General features: G+C 37.3%; 10 protein-coding genes. All 10 read left to right on the top strand.

Annotated elements, in window-relative coordinates; all coding sequences use genetic code 11:
* The first annotated feature begins 458 nt into the window (after positions 1 to 458).
* Positions 459 to 5,063 (top strand): CBM96 family carbohydrate-binding protein, encoded by a 4,605-nt coding sequence (locus tag ACUN3A_RS01105; protein WP_445549506.1) that lies wholly within the window; start codon positions 459 to 461, stop codon positions 5,061 to 5,063.
* A gap of 540 nt (positions 5,064 to 5,603) precedes the next feature.
* On the top strand, positions 5,604 to 5,762 hold the full coding sequence (locus tag ACUN3A_RS01100) for a hypothetical protein (protein ID WP_445549505.1): 159 nt from the start codon (positions 5,604 to 5,606) through the stop codon (positions 5,760 to 5,762).
* A 137-nt stretch (positions 5,763 to 5,899) separates the two neighbouring features.
* Entirely contained in the window at positions 5,900 to 7,624 is a 1,725-nt protein-coding gene (locus tag ACUN3A_RS01095; protein ID WP_445549504.1) for a family 43 glycosylhydrolase, read from the top strand.
* Positions 7,625 to 7,683: 59 nt separating this feature from the next.
* Positions 7,684 to 9,273 carry a GH39 family glycosyl hydrolase gene (locus ACUN3A_RS01090; protein ID WP_445549503.1) on the top strand — a complete coding sequence of 530 codons (1,590 nt, stop codon included), beginning with the start codon at positions 7,684 to 7,686 and terminating at the stop codon, positions 9,271 to 9,273.
* A 31-nt stretch (positions 9,274 to 9,304) separates the two neighbouring features.
* Positions 9,305 to 10,858, top strand: coding sequence for a glycoside hydrolase family 43 protein (locus tag ACUN3A_RS01085; protein ID WP_445549502.1), 1,554 nt, complete (start codon positions 9,305 to 9,307; stop codon positions 10,856 to 10,858).
* Positions 10,859 to 11,406: 548 nt separating this feature from the next.
* Entirely contained in the window at positions 11,407 to 11,871 is a 465-nt protein-coding gene (locus tag ACUN3A_RS01080; RefSeq protein WP_445549501.1) for a glycoside hydrolase family 16 protein, read from the top strand.
* A complete protein-coding gene (locus tag ACUN3A_RS01075) occupies positions 11,871 to 12,224 on the top strand; it encodes a glycoside hydrolase family 16 protein (protein WP_445549500.1) in 354 nt (117 codons plus the stop codon). The genes ACUN3A_RS01080 and ACUN3A_RS01075 overlap by 1 nt, the downstream gene beginning before the upstream one ends.
* A gap of 249 nt (positions 12,225 to 12,473) precedes the next feature.
* Entirely contained in the window at positions 12,474 to 13,352 is an 879-nt protein-coding gene (locus ACUN3A_RS01070) for a sialate O-acetylesterase (RefSeq protein WP_445549499.1), read from the top strand.
* 493 nt (positions 13,353 to 13,845) lie between these two features.
* Complete coding sequence (locus tag ACUN3A_RS01065; protein WP_445549498.1) at positions 13,846 to 17,874, top strand: Ig-like domain-containing protein; 4,029 nt, start codon at positions 13,846 to 13,848, stop codon at positions 17,872 to 17,874.
* 153 nt (positions 17,875 to 18,027) lie between these two features.
* Entirely contained in the window at positions 18,028 to 20,172 is a 2,145-nt protein-coding gene (cslA, locus tag ACUN3A_RS01060) for a chondroitinase-AC (RefSeq protein ID WP_445549497.1), read from the top strand.
* Positions 20,173 to 20,200 lie beyond the last annotated feature (28 nt).

Below are 20,200 nucleotides of genomic sequence, written 5' to 3'. Positions count from 1 at the left end.
TTCCTAAACCAAATGGGACTGCAGTTTTTTTTTATCAAATAGTTAAAAAAGCAACTACTTTCATTATTAAAAGGAATAAGTAATAGTATTGGTTATGAAGAGTTTTTTATAAAATGGACATTGTCCTAAAAAACGATGTAAGTAATAAATTGCTAAAAATATAAAAATGATTACCGTTTTTTTTAATTGGTTAAAGTGATTTTTTATTAATAATATGATTATTATTTTTGGTTTTGTTTATTTTTTTAACAAATTGACCAAATTACTCCCCTTTAAAGAGCTGTTACTCCCTCTTTGTACTACATCGATATCGTTAATTTTGATAAATATATGATGATATTTATGCGAATTTAAGGTGAGATTAAAAAATATAGTTTCAAATCTTGGTTCGAATTATTTGCTAAACCCTATTTACTAACCAAATACCACATTACCAAATGAAACTCAAAATTACTTTTATGCTGCTGATCTTGATCAGCTTCATTCCGAAAGCTTTTGCCACAGATTTTTACACTGCATCGGCTACAGCAACACTGGCTGGCAACACCGGTGCGGTTAACGTCAATTGGACGACCAATCCAGATGGATTGACTGGATTGACCACAGTGGCTATCGCCGCAACCGACAATCTTATTATTCTGAATGGCGGTACGGCTACCATTACTGCCAGTATGATCATTGGAGCTTTGACCATCAATCAAGGAGGGGCAATTATTCACAATAATAACGCCACTGCAACTTCCTTTACGATAAACGGCCTTCTTACTTGGAATGGAAACATAAGAACGTTACAAGCGGTATCCGGAAGCAATTTTTTTAACGCAAACGGAGATGTTATGGGATATACTGCTGTGCATGACAGTGCGAGTACTAGAGGTGTATATATGGGGGGCGATGGATTAAGAACCATTAGTCTAACTCAGGTTGCAGGTGTAACCAATACGGGTTCTGCAGGTATTCAGCTTTCCAAAAGCCATATATTGGTTGGAAATTGTACATGGTACAGCCCGCTTATTTTTGGTGGCGGACCAACCCCTGCCACCGTATTGGATCTTAACGGATATAATTTGCAGGTTTCCAGTATTCAGGCAGGGAATTCTACTCGTTTATTAAAATGCAATCCTAATTCCAACCTTTCTCTTTCTGGAGGACAACAAGCCACTACGCTTTTCTTGGATCCTTCGGCGTCAACACTTAATAAACTTACGATCGATCCTTCCATGACTCCTACGAGTTCAGGGGCTGCCATAAATATAACCGGAAATCTTGCAGTAAACACCTTGTATTTTGGTATTGCTTCTGGCGGTACACTTACAAGATATGTAACAGTAAACGGTGATGTAGCATTAGCCAACAACGGTACCATGCGTTTTCAAACCAAAGGCACAACAGCCGGCAGTTCATACGATCAATTAAAAGCGACTGGAAATATTACAATTGGAGCTTCCGCAATTTTACAGGTCGACCTTATTAATTCATATGTCCCTCCGGTAGGATCAATATTCAATTTTGCACAATCAACAGGTACTGGTACAGCTATTACAGGAAACTTTACGACCATTAAAGACCCAAAAGACTTTGTAAGTCTTGTAAGCTATCTTTCAGGAAATACACTGCAATACAAAATAGACAGCAAAATCTGTTCTTTTACCCTGACACCAGATCTGCCATTAATACCATCTAACCCAGCAATAGATGCAGAAATAGAATTAGCATTCAAGCAATATTCGGATAGTTACTTAGCTTCCGCTCCAACCAGTACTGCTCTTAATACTGCTATAGCGAGCTATAACGCACTTGGCATAACGGTAAACGGAAACACCATCACTGCTTCGACATCAGTTACGAGCTATAATCAGGTATCATTTTTAAAAACCTTTGCCCAACAAGTGAAATTCCATCCTGAAGATACCGATACTTTTAACAAAGCCCTTAATACAGTATGGCTGGTCTCAGACCGTATATGCAAAGGAACGATGGGTTTAGACGGTACTGGATATGCCTTTGTAGATTTTGGACAAGCGGCCGTACTGATACCTGGTATTAAGGATAATACGTTAGTTAAAAGTTTATTTGAAAATGTACTTTATCAACAGCAGACTTTTAGCTATATATGGGAACCAAATCGTATTAGTAAGGCTGATGTAGGAGTTGATATGGACGTCATTGGAAACTGTGGTGGTGCTATGTTGGGCTACGCAAAGTGGATTGACAATTCTGACGAACGTTATCGTTATATGACTGGTTTTAAACGTATGATGGAAAAATACACCAACTATACAGCTGCCACTTATGACGGTTTAAAACCGGATGGCTCCAGCTTTCATCATTGGGCAGGTTATCCAAGTTATGCGGGTTATGATTTAAATATTCCTGCAAATATTACTTATTATTTAAGACAAACTTCTTTTCAGATTAGCACGGCGGGTTATCTACGCTTAAGAGATGCGCTAATGGCACAACTTATGTTTGGAAATGACAAAACCGTTAGATCCATATCGATGGGAGGAAGAAAACCATATGAATATAAGACAGTACTTAACCAATATTCTTATCGCAACATGGCAATGGCAGGAGGAAGCATATTGGGTACAGGAAGCTCAGACCCAGTAATGGCAACCCTTCATAATCGTTTATGGGGTGGTTATGGGCCATTGGGAAACAGCACCGTGGCGCCGTTCAATTCTGGTTATTTTCAGTTCAATCACAGTATGACAGGTATTTATCGCAAAGACAATTGGGTAGCCACATGCAAAGGATTTAGTAATAATATGTTTGGAACCGAAACATATACAGCTTTCAACCGCTATGGGCGTTATCAAAGTTATGGAGCCGTGGATATTATTTATGAAGGTGACAACCCTACGGAAAATGGTTATGACGAAACTACCAGAGATTGGAATTTCGTGCCGGGTACCACAGTAATCCGACTTCCTTGGGACAAACTTCAAGCCGAAAATGAAACCCAGGATGAGCTGCAGCAAAAGAGATTCGTAGGTTCTTTATCTTTTGTAAATAAAAATAATAGTTATCTAAAAGCAATTCAAGGGACTTACGGTATGTTTGCCATGGATTTTCAGCAGAAAACAGGCCAAGGATGGGGAGCCAATTATACTGGTGAGAATCATAATGCAACTTTTGTTTTCAAGAAATCTGTATTTACATTCGATAATATGCTGATTTGTTTGGGATCAAACATTGGAAACAATGATGGCACTAATACCACATTGACAACTTTATATCAACGTAAAGCGAGCACGGGAAAAGATCAGGTAACTGTTGACAGTAATCCACTATCGACGGGTACTTACGACAATACCTACGCAGACACCAACAATCACTGGATTGTTGACAACTTCAGTACAGGGTTTTATGTGATTTCAGGAAGTGGTACCATCAAGCTTACAAAAGCCGATCAGCAAACGCCACAACATGACAAGCTGTTGACCCAACAAACTATTTCGGCAAATCCAGTAGGAAATTATGCCATTGGTTATATCGATCATGGAACGGCTCCGTCAAACAAAGGCTACGAATATGTTTGTATCCCGAAAGCCACTGCCACAGATATGACTACTTTGGACAGTCAGATAACTGCAGGAAACAAACCGTATACGGTTCACCGCAAAGATGACATTGCCCACATTGTGGAATACAAACCAACAGCTGCAGCAAATTCTATTTTTGGATATGCTTTTTTTAGTGCGCTTTCAGGAATAAACAATTCGGGACAATTGACGAGTGCTGATTTCCCTTGTTTGGTGATGTCGCAATATGATTCGACACAAAAAAGCCTTAAAATAGCGGTAAACAATCCCGATTTAGGATTTAGCTATAGAGATAACATCCCATCTGTTGACAAACAAATAAACATCAAGATTAAAGGAACCAACTGGGAAATTTCTCAGCCAAACAGCAGAGCTGCTATAACAGGCACTGCAAATGGCGAAACCACGATACAATTCACGGTGGTGGATGGATTGCCTGTTGAAATTACCCTAGCCCGTGTTCTTGCACCTCAAACTATTACTTTCAATGTAATACCGACAAAAAGAAGTAATGATCCGGCATTTAATTTAACAGCAACGGCCTCATCTGGATTAGCCGTTAATTACATCAGTTCCAATACTGCCGTGGCTGCAATAAGTGGTACTACCGTAACAATTGTGGGCGAAGGCACCAGTACCATTACCGCTTCTCAGGAGGGTAATGATATTTATGGTGCGGCCACAGCTGTAGAACAAGTATTAACCGTAAATAAAATAATCGCTCCTGTGGCAGATTCTTATGTAAGAGACGGCAGTTACGCAGCTAACAATTATGGAACAGCAACAGGAATGCTAATAAAAAAAGACTTGACTTCATATTCGAGAGAAGTGTACCTGAAATTTGATCTTAACGGCGTAAATAGTTTTGACAATGCCACACTGCGTTTAAATATTAACATAGCCAATACGACTCCAAACGCTACCACTTGGCAGGTCTATTATGTGCCTACAGACACTTGGACAGAAACGGGTATTAACTGGAATAACAAACCGGCATCAACCACTTTACTGGCAACGATTAACGGTCAAAGCTCTGGATGGGCTGAATGGAATATCAGCAGCCAGGCACTGGCAGAACTTGCAGCAGATAAAACCTTGTCGCTTCGCATTGTTTCGACAGTAGTAAATTCTACTTCGGAGGTTACGTTTAATTCGAAGGAGGTTTCAGATACAACCCTTCGCCCACAACTAGCGTTAACATCGAATTCTTCGCAGACTGGAAGAATAAGCAGTAAAGTTGTTTTAATAGATAAAAGTATTGAGCCAGAGAACAAAAATACTACCGTACAAATGTATCCAAATCCTGTAAAAGATATTTTGCATATTGATTTTGCTGGATACACTGGTGATACAGAAGGATATGTGTTTGATATGCAAGGACGCATGATACTCAATAAAAAAATGAATGAAAGCGATACTACAATAGATGTATCAAAATTATCAGCAGGAACATATGTTGTTAAGATAAATGCTGGCAGTGAGGAAATTATAACTAAGAAGATAGTGAAAATGTAAAGATGTAAATAATGTAATATGTTTTTTCTACAGCTCCTCGACAAAGGGAGCTGTAGTTTTTTTAGATAGTCACAAAACATATGTTTTCATTACAAAATGGATATACTTATTTCTTTAAAGAGCTTTTCTTAATAAAAACAGCGTTAAAATTCCTGTTTTTATTGACTTTTAGAAATAAACTGAATAGAATACTACCCTTTAAAGAACTGTTTGTCCCCTTTATTCTTTATCGTTATGTTTATTTTTGAGATAATAAGAAAAAGAGAGAAATGAGGAGAATTAAAAAGTGAATCATCAGCAGAAAATATAGAATAAAAATGAAAAACCAAATTAGATCAATTTCAAGGCAAATCTCCGTTTACTTTAATAAAATTCAGCATCAAAATTCAGCTTTAAAATCTTGTTTTGTAATAGTATTGATGTTGTTACTTCAAAAAAGTACAGCACAGGAATTGATAACCAATATACCAGGGCGGCAAAAGTTAGTCTCAACGGTAAAATGGGAAATAATACCCGATTGCTATGATCGAGGATTAAATAATGGAATACCCAAAGCCAATGTCAAAGAGGCTCAAATCGGCATCCGATTTAACGTATTTGGATGAAAACTTGAAACCCAAAATTGATGTGGGAGAGTTTGAACTTTTTGTTGGGGGGAGTTGCATGGAGGGTGTAAAAGGAAAATTCAGTTTTAAATAGTTTATTTAGAAGTTTTTAAAAAAAATATAGAATAAAAAAAACAGATCAATCAAATTCTTATGAAGTTATTTCATCAAATGAAAATAGCAACTATTGGGTCTCTTTTTATGGCAAAATTTTAGCACAAACCACACTTTATGATTAATAAGAAAATTTATAAATATGTAGCTTTCCTAATCGCATATTTGGTCTTGACTATTTATTCGCAGGCATTTGCGCAGGTAGCAGATCAAAGTTTCTGTAACCCACTTAATTTGAACTATCGGTTCAGTTATGACAATTCTGCTTCTTTTCGGGAAGCCGCCGATCCAGTTATCCATCGGTATAAAAACAAATATTTTCTTTATGCGTCTAAATCAGGTGGATATTGGCATTCAGACGATATGGTCAAATGGACTTTCATGCCTTCAACTACCTTGCCAGTAGAAGATTATGCGCCTACAGTTGAAACCATTCGTGATACGGTATTTTTTATTGCTTCAAGTGAGAGACCAAAAATATATTACAATACCAATCCGCTAGAAGATAAATGGAAAATATATAATTCAGCATTTCCTATTTCAATGATTGATCCTGCTTTGTTTAAAGATGATGATGGCCGTGTGTACTTTTACTACGGCTGCTCCAATAAAGAGCCTATCAAAGGCATTGAACTAGATTCACACCATTTACTAGATACAATTGGTAAGCCAAATACGCTTATCGAACATCATGCAAAAGAATACGGTTGGGAAGAGTTTGGCGAAAAAAACCAAGAAGGCCAAGAAGGTTGGAATGAAGGGAGCTGGATGACAAAATATAAAAACAAGTATTATCTCCAGTATGCTTCGCCAGGTACGCAGTTTAAAGTATATGCTGATGGCGTATATATTTCGGATAAACCACTCGGTCCGTTTACCTATATGCCGAACAGCCCGTTTTCATACAAGCCTGGAGGGTTTGTTAATGGAGCTGGCCATGGGTGTACATTTCAAGATAAACAGGGCAACTATTGGCATGTAGCTACCATGAGCATCTCGGTAAAACACATGTTTGAACGTCGTATCGGACTGTTTCCCGCTTTTTTTGATGCTGAAGGGCAGTTACATTGCAATACTGCCTTCGGTGACTATCCTTTATCGATCCCCAATCGTAAAATGAATTATGACAAGGAAAGTATTCTTCCAAAGTGGATGTTGTTATCCTTTAATAAACCTTCTTCCGCTTCGTCGTCGCTAGAAGGTCATCGGCCAGAACAAGCTTTTGATGAAGACATACGCAGCAGTTGGAGTGCTGCAACTGGCAATAAGGGTGAATGGCTGCAATTCGATATGCAAAAAAAATGTTCTCTGTATGCTATCCAGGTAAATTTTGCCGATGAAGGTTCCAAGCTGAAAGCAAAAGATAGTTTTAAGCCTTACCAATATATCATCTCTGCATCAGATGATGGAAAACATTGGCGCACCATTGTTGATAAATCTGCTAACACAGCAGATATATCACATGACTACATCGTATTGCCTAAAGTTGCACAAGCTCGATACGTGAAAATTAGTAACCTTCAGGTACCCGATGGTTATTTCTCTATATCAGGATTTAGGATTTTCGGAAAAGGAAATAGTGCATTGCCTGCATCGGTAAAAACAGCTAATATTCAAAGAGATGCTGTAGATAGTCGACATGCAAAGTTAACTTGGAGCCCCGTAAAAGAAGCAACCGGTTATGTGGTTTATTTTGGCACTGAAAAAAATAAGCTCTATCATTCAGCAATGGTATATGATAATCATTCATTGGAATTAACTGGATTAAACAAAGATGTCCCTTATTTCTTTAGAATAGATGCGTTTAATGAAAGCGGGATAACCGAAGGAAAGCAGTTCTAGAATATTGCTAATAACATTAAGTAATTCAGTATTTATTAAAAAAAAAACAAAATTTAAAAATGAAAAAGCATTTAGCAGTATTAATTATTTTACTATGCTTAAACAACGTTAAATTGTTAGGACAAAATGACAATAGTAAAGTCATTACCAACAGAATTATAAAAGTGGATTACAATAAATCGGTAGGAGCGCTCAATACAATGTTCAAAGAATGTATTGGGGCAGGAAGAGCGAATGAGGGACTGCGGGCAGACTGGCAGCAGCAGTTGACTTTGGTCAAAAAAGAATGTGATTTTAAATACATTCGGATGCATGGATTATTGACTGATGACATGGGGGTGTATCGTGAAGATAAAAATGGAAATCCAGAATACAGTTATCAATATATTGATGCTCTTTTTGATTTTCTTTTGAGTATCAAAATGAAACCTTTTGTAGAATTGGGATTTATGCCTTCGGCCTTGGCCAGCGGAAGCAAGACCGTTTTTTGGTGGAAAGGAAATATAACGCCTCCGAAAGATTATAAAAAATGGGAAGACCTAATCCGTAGTCTGACACAACATTTTACAGAGCGTTATGGAGCTGATGAGGTAAAGACTTGGTATTTTGAAGTTTGGAATGAACCCAATTTAACGAGACTTTTTTGGACAGGAACTCAAGAGGAATATTTTAAATTATACGAATATAGCGCTCAAGCAATCAAAAGTGTAAACCCTGCTTATAAAGTGGGAGGTCCCGCAACTGCTGGAGCGGATTGGGTACCAGAAACGATTGAATTTTGCAGTAAAAAGAATGTTCCTATAGATTTTATATCAGCACATACCTATGGAGTAAAGAAAGGATTTTTAGATGAATTTGGAACTTCTGGAACAATCTTAGATCAGGAAAAATCGAGTGTAAGCGGAACTATAATTAATTCACGCAAACAAATTTCAAATTCGTCCAAACCTAATCTGGAATTGCATTACACGGAATGGAGTGCATCCTATACCCCATCAGATCCAATTCATGATAGTTATCATTCGGCAGCCTATATTCTTCAAAAATTGAAGGAAGTGGGCAATGCCGCAAATTCCATGTCTTATTGGGTTTTTACTGATATTTTTGAGGAAGCTGGTCCGCGATTTACTCCTTTTCACGGTGGATTTGGATTGTTGAACACTCAAGGAATTAAGAAGCCATCTTTTTTCTCCTATTATTTTTTGAACAAGTTGGGAGCAACAGAACTCGAGAATACAGACAAAGCATCTTGGGTAACCAAAAATAAAAAAGGAGATATGCAGCTGCTATTTTGGGATTTTACGAATACACATCCTGGGGATTCAATTAATAATCAGCAATATTACAATCAGGATTTACCATCCAAGCCAAAAGGAACGGTAAAGATTGAAGTAGCCGGACTCCAAAAAGGGAAATATAATTTGGAGATATACAAAGTGGGGTATAAAGTAAATGATGTTTATACAGACTATTTGGGGATGAATAAACCGCATGCTCTTAGTTCACAGCAAGTAAATACGTTGAAACAAAAGAACAACGGTGCACCGATTGCTACAGAAAAAATTACTATTGATGCTAAAGGAAACTATAGCAAGGATATTAGCATACATGAAAATGATGTGTTATTCTTGAATTTTGTTAGACAATAATTAAAAAATAATCTTACAGTAAAACCAACACATGAAAAAACATATATTTTTAGTAGCCAGAGCGACAATTTTCTTTACCCTGATATTTATGATGTCAAAGGTTTCGGCACAAAACATTCATAGTGATAACGGAAACGGCACCTACACTAACCCTGTTATTGCAGCAGATTATCCAGACCCAGACATAGTTTTTGTAGATAATACATATTATATGGTAACAACCACCATGTTCGTATTTCCTGGAGTAACCATTTTAAAATCACATGATCTGGTCAATTGGGAGTATTGCAGCAACGCGGTACCGCGTTTTGATTTTAGCAAATGTTATGATCTTGATGACTGCAATCGTTATTCGCGTGGATCATGGGCCACCAGTATCAAGTACCATAACGGTAAATTTTACCTGCTTTTTATTACTCTCACCGAAGGAGGCTTTATGTGTACCGCAGACAAAGCCGAAGGCCCTTGGAAGATAACCAAGCTGCCTAAGGGCTTTTATGATCCAGGTTTATTTTTTGACGAGGATGGCCACAACTATGTAGCACATGGTTTTGGAAAGATATATATAACCGAAGTTGACGAAAACCTTGCCCCAAAAGGCAAAGACAATCTGGTGTTTGAAGGCGACATACGCAAAGGACTCGAAGGAAGCCATGTTTACAAGATCAATGGATACTATTATCTCTACTGTACTTATGGTGGCAAAGATGGCATACAAGTAGCGCTGCGATCAAAGAATATTTACGGACCTTATGAGCAAAAGGTAGTGATAAGCGATTCGACCCCCGGTTTAAATTTTGGTATACACCAGGGTGCTTTGGCTCAAACCAATACCGGCGAATGGTGGACAATGCTTTTTACGGATAGTGGGCCATTCGGCAGGTTTCCTTCGCTGCAGCCCGTAACTTGGGTTGATGGCTGGCCAATGGTTGGTGTTAACGGCAAAGGTGTGGAAACCTACAAAAAACCCAATGTGGGTAAAACGTATCCGATCAAAACTTTACCTACATCCGATGAGTTCAACAGCAAAGCTCTTGGCATGCAGTGGGGCTGGAACCATAATCCCGATCCTGCAAACTGGTCGCTTACCCAAAGGTCGGGTTATTTAAGGCTCATCACAGGGAAGGTAACCACGGATCTTACTATGGCACGCAATACGCTTACACAAAGACCCTTTGCTAAGTACACACAAAGCATTCCAACCATAGGTGTTACCAAACTAGACGTTAGCCACATGAAGGATGGTGATAACGCTGGGATTGCGGTATTTCAAAACCCTTATGGATACATCGCCGTAAGGCAAACCAAAGGCGCTAAATATATTGTGATGGTAAATAATGGCAAAACTGTTGATTCTGTAGCTATCAATAAGTCAAAGGTATACCTGCGGATGGTTGCGTCCAACGCTACCAAAAAGGCAGTTTTTGAGTATGGTTTTAATAACAAAACGTTCATAGCTTTAGGTAATGAACTGATAATGGATTTTAATAATAAGGTATTTACAGGTAATAAATTCTGTCTGTTCAACTACGCGACAAAGGAGACTGGAGGATATGTAGATTTTGATTGGTTTAGGATGCAATAAGAAAATTGTTGGTGAAGTATACGGTTAACCTTCAAATTTGGATAACAACAAAAATAATAAAGAGGTTCAATTACTTCGCCCAAAATTAGTGTAGTGGTTAAAGAAAGCCAATGATGGGTTTGAGTTGAACGATTAATGTAACTCGTTGGGTGTAATTCTGTATAAATAAAAAATGAACCACATAGACATATAGATTTAATGACGAAACACTAAAGAATGAATAGAAATAGCACTATTTTTCACATAGATGAAGTATGAGAGAAGTAAAACGTCTATCTAACTCTTTTAAACACTAATAAAATTCTATGTTTCTATGTGTTAAAAATAATTACACCCAACGGGTTAATGTATAAATTTTATATGACTGTCCGTGACTAATACCAACGCCGTTAAAACTGGCCACAGATTAAAAAGATTTGCACAGATTTCTTCAATTATGAGAATATAATCTGTGTGAATCTGCAGAATCTGCGTGACAAAAAATAGATTTGGTACACTATACGGGCAGTCATAAAATTTTAAATTCCCCCCTTTAAATTTATATTTCTATGAAAATACCCAAAACAAATTTGATTTTAATATTGCTGTGCATTTTCAATTTAGCCACAATAAAGCCCTGTTTTTCTCAATCAGTTGGGCAAAACAATAGAAAATTAGTATGGTCTGATGAATTTAATAAAAACGGCCTGCCTGACAAAACGAAATGGTCTTACGATGTAGGAAGCTTGTATAATGGTTGGGGCAATAATGAATTGGAATATTATACCGAAAGGCAAAAAGAAAACGCTAGGGTAGAAAACGGGAACCTGATTATTGAAGCCCGCAAAGAAAAAATGCATTCATTTGAATATACTTCTGCGCGTTTGGTTTCAAGAGGAAAAGGGGACTGGATATATGGCCGCATCGAAGTAAGGGCCAAACTTCCTGCAGGGCGCGGGATATGGCCGGCTATTTGGATGATGCCAACCCAATCAAAATATGGAGGCTGGCCCAAAAGTGTGAGATTGACATAATGGAGAATGTGGGTTTTACTCCTGATTATGTTTATGCTACAGTGCATACCGAAGCTCATAATCACAAAGCACACACTTCTAAATCACAAGGTTTTTTTGGCAAAGATTTTTCGACGCAATTTCATGTATATGCTATTGAATGGACACCTGACAGAATTGTTTTTTTTGTTGATGGAAAACAATACCATCAATATATAAATGAAAAAGCAGGAGCTGCCCAATGGCCTTTTGATATTCCATTTCATTTATTGTTGAACGTTGCCGTTGGTGGATCATGGGGCGGAAAACAGGGGATAGACGACAGTGTTTTTCCTCAGAAAATGCTGGTAGATTACGTTCGGGTTTATCAATAAAATAGAATGATTTAGATTTTTTTTTGTGAATAAAGTGTTTTGTAAATCTATGGCTAAATAACGATTCGACTGATTGTAAAGCAGATAAAACGAAAAAAAATAAAAACTTATCCTGAGGCTATAGCATTATTATTTGGAGCAGAAAGACTAGGGTTTTAACTATGATTACTCCTAGCTGCTGTAAATCAAACTATCAATTCTAATTGGGTTTGGGAATATAAAAATTTGAAAAATATAAAAAATTAAGAAATGAAAAGAGTAACAGTTTTGTGCTTTGTTTTTATAAGCGGTTCTATTATGATGCTAGGTGCTTGTACAGCATTGAAGCATAAAGAAGTAAAATCAACAACTGCAACGGTTTCAAAGACTGAGCATAAAATCAATAAGATGCCGGATAAAAGTAAAGTTTGGGTTTTTCTTCTTGCAGGTCAGTCCAATATGGCAGGAAGAGGCGTTGTTGAGCCACAGGATACAATAACAACCTCACATGTGCTGACTATTAATAAAAAAAACGAAATCATCCTTGCAAAAAATCCATTACACTTTTACTCGCCAGAAATTGATGGTACTGGTTGCGGTCTTACTTTTGGTAAAGAGCTAATTAAGCATATTCCTAAAAACGTATATGTTTTGCTGCTGCCAACGGCGGTAGGAGGAAGTTCAATAAAACAATGGGTTAATGACTCCGTTTTTAGAAAAGTCAAATTGCTGACTAATTTCAAAGCAAAAGTGGATCTTGGGAAAAAGTACGGTGTGGTCAAAGGCATTTTATGGCATCAGGGAGAATCGGATGCAAATCCTGAAGGTATCCTGCATCGTAAAGAGTATATGTCTCGTCTTTTTACTGAATTTAGAAATGCCGTAGGCAATAATGAACTCCCTATTCTGATGGGAGAATTAGGCAGTTATTCTAAAGACAAAGATTTGTGGAACCAAATGAATGAACAAATCAGACAATATGCCGCCTCTGATAAATATAGCTCGGTCTTCAGTACGGCTGACTTAGTTCAAAAAGGAGATTATCTTCATTTTGACTCTGCAAGCCAGCGGGAAATGGGGAAAAGATTCGCAGAAGATTTTATCAAAAAATTTAAGAATGCCGCTGTTGCACCAACAAAACATAGATAATAGAAATCCCAGTCAAATGTCTTAAGAAAATGCTTTTTTAGAGGTACAGCATACCTCTCTTTTTTTAAATAGTAACCACGGATTATACGGATTAAACTGATTAGCGCGGATTATATTTTTTTATCTGTGTAAAATCCGTTCCATCCGTATAATCTGTGGCTTTTCTTCTAGTGTGAATCACCCTTTTTTGCCACTAAATTTTCTTGTTCAATGCTTCTTTTAAATCTGATTCAGCTTCGTCACGAAGTCTAATGCGGATTCTGGGTAAAAAAAACGATTAACATTTTTTTGCCTCTTAAGTTGGTTTTTTAATGAAAAAAAGTGTGACAATTTCTGTTTTGTTAGCTTTTTGAACAAACAGAACTTATTACTCCCCTTCAAAGAACTATTACCCCCACTTCCTGTTTTATCGTTTTAGTTAATTTTGAAACAATAAGGAAATTGATCAAATCAATTTTTAAACTATGTATTTATTAAACTTAACTAACTAAATATGAAATTGAAAACTACTTTTCTATTGCTGGTCTTTCTCAGCTTCATCCCCAAAGTTGTTGCCACAGATTTTTACACTGCATCGGCAACCGCAACATTGGCAGGTAACACTGGTGCCGTTAACGCCAACTGGACCACCAATCCAGACGGACTTACCGGTTTGACTACAGTGGCTATTGCCGCAACTGATAACCTTATTATTTTATCTGGAGGTTTAGTCACCATTAACGTACCAGGTTCAACTATGTCTGTTAATAATTTAACCCTTAATTCAGGAGCAAAGATTATCCATGCTAATTCTGGTACTGCTAATACATTTAACATCAATGGTACTTTTGCATGGAATGGAATCGTAAAAGCGCTTCAATCATCACCCGCTTCTAATTTTTTCAAAGCAAATGGAAATATTACAGGAAACACAGCGGTTTATGACAATACAAGCACGAGAGGTGTTTACATTGGTGTAACAGGAAAAACCATTGCCCTAACTCAGTCCCTTTCACAGATTTGTGTAGCAGACGGGCTTACCTCAACCTCTATGCTTGATGCAAACAATGCTCTTGGCTTGCTCATGAACGGAAACACCACATTAGGAGGAGATTGTACACTTTATACTCCACTGGTATTCAATAATCCAGCTATACTAGACCTTAATGGTAAAAACCTAAAAACAACTGCTATTAAACTAGGAAATTTAGCAACTAAAGTAATAAAAGGCCATGCCTCCTCTAATCTTACAATTGCTGGAACTACAACTGGAACTAATCAGGCTACCATAATTACTTTTAGTGCCGTAGCAGGAGAAGCTGTACTTAATCAACTTAATATAGATAGTTCATTAGACATTACTGCAACAGGAAATATTTCTATTACTGGAAATCCTACGGTAAATTCATTGAAATTTGGTTCTGTCACCACTGGTGATAACAGAACACGAATACTAAATGTAACGGGCAGTTTTACAGTCAATAACAACATAAATGTACGTGCAAAAGGAATTACAGCAGGTACTCTTTATGATCAATTGTCAGTGACGGGAAACATTACAATTGGTGCTTCAACAACATTACAGGTGGATATCATTAATTCGTATAATCCGCTGCCGGGAGCGATTTTTAATTTTGCGCAATCTACAGCAGGAACCATCACAGGTACCTTTGGAACAGTACAGCCTACGACAGGTTATACAGGTACCGTTAGCTATCCTTCTGCAAATACTGTACAGTGTCAGTTATCTCCAGCACAAACACTGCCAGACCCAGTATATCAGTTGGATTGGACTGAAGATTTTTCAGGAAGTCAGCTTAATTTGACCGACTGGTCACATAGACTTCAAGGGGTTTGGCGCTCTGCAACCAACGATCCAACCACTGTAACTGTGGCAAATAGCAACATGATTCTTCAGCCATATACTGATGTAGTAAATGGAGTAACAACACATCATGCCGGAGAGATTGCAACAAAGAGGCAATTTTTGTATGGCCGTTTTGAAGCAAGAATTGCGATGGTCAATGCGCCGGCATCATGGTCGGCATTTTGGCTCCAAAGTAATACAAATGGGAATCCTATTGGCAACCCTAAACAGGCTGGTATGGAAATGGATATAGTAGAATCTTTACCAAATGATGGAAAAGTACATACAAACCTTCATTGGGATGGATATGCCACAGATCATAAGTCAACTGGTATCGTAACCGGAGACTTAGGAGCTAACAGTGGTAATTATCATATTTATACGATGGACTGGACTCCAGATTACTATAAATTTTATGTGGATGGAAATTTGACTTGGACCTATACAGCTAATATTTCTCAAACACCAGAATTTATGATCCTAAGTACTGAAATAGAGGATGGTTCATGGGCGGGTAATATTCCTCTGGGTGGTTATGGAGCCCAAGGTCAAGGTAGTACAAAAATGCAGGTAGATTATGTAAAATATTATTCTTTGCCAAATAACCCGCCAACAGTTGCTATTACTTCGCCTGCTAACAACACCAATTTTAATGCTAATTCAAATATCACATTTACGACCAATGCAGCTGATCCGGACGGTCAGGAGATAACTAAAGTTGAATTTTTTCGAGATGCTATAAAACTGGGAGAATCTTCAATAGCGCCTTACAGTTTTACATGGGCTAATGCAATTGGGGGGAACCATATTATAACGGCAAAAGCTACAGATAGCCGAGGAGTTTCTACCACTTCCTCTCCTGTGGTTGTTAATGTTGAGGGAACATCTATTACTTCTCCTGCAAATAATTCAAGCTTTATTACTCCTACGAACATTACTATCACCGCTGGTGCTGTAAATGCAAACGGAACAACTAAAGTAGAATTTTTTCAAGGCAGCACTAAATTAGGAGAGGATCTTACAGCACCTTATAGCTATGATTGGACTAATATGCCTATAGGTAACTACGCCTTAACAGTAAAATCTACAGATAATAATAGTCTTGTTACTACTTCAGATATTGTGAATGTTACTGTAAACAGAGGGATTACTTCTTGGACTACCAGCAGAACTGATGCTACAATATCAGGTACTACTGCCACCAATTGGGATGATGGAACAGGCAATGTAACTTCATTTACTATTAATCCAAGCGATAGCTTTACTGTTTTAAACGGAGGTATAGCCAACATTAATACTACTGCTACTACTATTGGCGGAGCTTTAACCATTAATTCAGGAGGAACAGTCAATACTAATAGCACTACAACCATTAGCGGAGCTTTAGCGGTTACAGGAGCACTCAACGTCTATGCCACTACCAGTGCTAACGGTGCTATAACCATTGATCCAACAGGATCGATTAATCATATTGCTACAACAGCATGCAATTTTAATGGCAACGGAGATATTATATGGAACGGAACTATAAAAGCAATGAAACCAACAACAGGAAGTAGTTTTTTTAATTTAAATGGGAATATTACCGGAACCTCCGCTTATCTTGATACCGCTAATAATACAGGTGTTTATTTAGCAGGTAATGCCGGAAAAACCATCAATTTGGTTATGAAAGCTCCAACATCGCCTTTTGCCTATGGACAATTTAGTGGTTTTCAAATCGCTAAGGATCGAGTGTTAGCAGGGAATTGTAAAATTTACTGCCCAATTAATTACAACCAGAATTGTACATTGGATCTTGCTACTTATAATTTACAAGTGCCTAGCATTCAAGGAGGAGTTGCAACAACTAGAGTTGTAAAAGGTTCTGCGGCTGCCAGCCTTACACTTTCTGGAGCAGGAAACAGTGTCATATTTTTGGACCCTACATTAACAGCACTGAATGCTCTTAATATCGATGATTCTTTCAATCCGGGGACTACGTCAACCATTACCATAACTGGTAACCTTGCCGTGAACACATTGAATTTTGGAACTCCTACTAGTACAAATACAAGGTCGTTAGTAGTAAATGGTAATTTTGCATTAGCCAACAATGGTACTATTCACGTGCAAGCGAAAGGAACAACAGCAGGTATTCAGTACAATCAGCTAAAAGTACAGTCTGGAGCCGCCTTGACGCCACCTACCGGACCAGGAAATTTTTCATTAGGTAGCAATACAACACTACAGGTTGACGCTATTAATTCATATGTTCCTGTGCCTGGTGACGCATATAATTTGATACCTTATGCTGGTACTTTTGGAGCAAATAACTTTGCAACAATTATAAATCCATCTGGATACAATGGTGCTGTGACTTCTTATACCAATCCATTAACATATACAATAAATAATGCTAGCTTATCAGTAGGCGATTTTGAAGGGGATAAAGTTGCCAATAAAGATATTATCTTCTTTCCTAATCCAGTAAAAGACATTTTGAACATTAAAATAAATGAATTTCAACCTGGAACCACGCTTAGATTGTATAATGTAAATGGTTTGTTAGTGAAAAGTAAAAAGATAGACAAAAATACCCAAACTATTTCTTTGGCAGAATTGGCCACAGGATTGTATTTTGCACACGTCGAAAATGGCGGTCAAGTCATTGTTAAAAAAATAGTGAAACAATAAAATAAATACTGCCAAATAACAATTAGTTTGCCATAATTGTTGGATAAGATTTGAAAGGGGGTTTGTGCCCCTTTCTTTTCTTTTTAATTAGTTTGTTAAGAAACTATAAAATTTTAAAAAAGTTTGTAAGAATTAAGAATTATCATATTGAAGATGAAAAAAAAATATAACGGCATTAAAGGTTTATATTCGATAATAGCTGTGATCTTCCTTTTAGGAAATATTCAGACAGCTTATCCTCGGGCAAAGACTACGGAAATATATAAAACCATTACAGACAGAATTGTTGAGGATTTAACAAAACAGCCCTCTAGTGACAAGACAATATCCAAAACTCTGGCTAATATACAGCCTAATGGAAGTTGGCCAGATATCGATTATACCAGTAAAACAATTACCATTTGGGCTCCTCTCGAACATTTAGAAAAACTAAAAATACTGGTTAGAAGTTACATTACAAAAAATAGCAGTTTTTATTCGGATGAAAAGGTTTTTGCTAATATCAGCAATGCATTTCAATATTGGTACGATCAAGATCCAAAAAGTTCCAATTGGTGGTTTAATGAAATTGCATCACCTCGAGCGTTAGGGGAACTGCTGATAATGATGAACTATGGCGACAAAAAACTCGATAAAGAATTACAGCAAAAACTGATTGAAAGGATGAAACGGGGTATTGTTGAAAAACAGACCGGAGCCAACAAAACAGATGTTGCACTTCATTATTTTTACCGAGCTCTAATAACAGAAGATGATGCATTGCTGTCTTCATCCACAAAAGAACTGTTTAGTCCAGTTTGTTTGGTAAGTAATGGAGAAGGCATACAGTATGATAACTCCTATATGCAGCACGGGCCGCAATTGTATATTATGGGCTATGGTACAGTATTTATTAATGGTGTGCTAAAAGTTGCCAACTATGTGAAAAATACACCTTATGCCTTAAATTCAGAAAAACTGGAACTCTTTTCCAAATTTTTTAAGGATACCTATCTTAAAACATTGCGTGGAAAATATGCAGATTTTAACATTTTTGGTCGCGGCATAAGCAGACCCAATGTGTTAAGCATAAAAGGGATGAGTGCTAGTTTATTAAAAGCAAAAGAGATTGACCCTAAAAATGCCACAGATTGGGATGACGCCATTGCACGAATTGATGGCAACGAAAAACCGTCTTATAAGGTTGCGCCATTACACACCCAATATTTCAAGGCAGATTATACGTTACATATGAGAGCTGGTTATTCCTTTAATGTCCGTATGGTGAGTAACCGTACCAAGCGAAGCGAATTCGGCAATAAGGAAAATCTATTTGGCAGATATTTATCTGATGGTGCCACAAATATTCAAATTGATGGCCCTGAATATTTTAATATTATGCCAATTTGGGAATGGGATAAAATACCTGGAGTTACCAGCAGGGATTATGCTACAGATAGGCCAATGGATATAGGATGGGGAGAACAAGGAAGCAATAACTTCGCTGGAGGGGTGAGTGACGGAATATATGGCGCAAGTGCCTACGCTCTTGATTACGATAATCTTCAGGCCAAGAAAGCTTGGTTCTTTTTTGATGATGAAATTATGTGTTTGGGAACCGGCATTAAAAGTAACGAACAGGAGAACATTACCACAACCATTAATCAGTGCTGGTTAAAGGGCGATACAGAAAGTTCATTAGATAATAATCCAATAGTAAAAGATAAAACAATAACACATAATGGAAAATCAAGTACTTGGTTTTTACATAACAATGTTGGTTATTATTTTCCGAAAGGCGGTGATATAATGCTGACTACAAACGTACAAAAAGGAAATTGGCAACATATTAATGATGTTGCTTCCAAAGATGAAATTGTTGGGAATGTATTCAAACTGTGGCTTAGTCATGGAGTAAAACCACAAAATGCAGATTATGCTTATATAGTTCTTCCAGGTGTAAAAAGCACAAAAGAAATGAAAAAGTTTGATGCAAAGAAATTGGAAATCATTGCCAATAATTCAAATATACAAGCAGTTTACCATGAGCCACTGAAAATGATACAGGCCGTCTTTTATCAAGCAGGATCCATAAAAGCAGGATCTTTTGAAATCACAGTAGATAAAGCCTGCATATTGATGATAAAAAATAGTAATGGAGAACCTGTAGTTTCAATCGCAGATCCTTTGTATAAAGAAAAAACAGCAACAGTGACCCTTACGAATACAGACACTAAAAAAACAACCATTTTTACGGTTGATTTTCCTCAAAATGAGTTAGCTGGAGCGACAGTTGAGGCCAAAGAAACAAAAGAATAAAATCTGTGGCAATCAGTTTAATCCGTAT

The sequence above is a fragment of the Flavobacterium sp. WC2509 genome (assembly GCF_052683105.1).
This window is presented reverse-complemented; position numbering and strand designations above follow the sequence as displayed.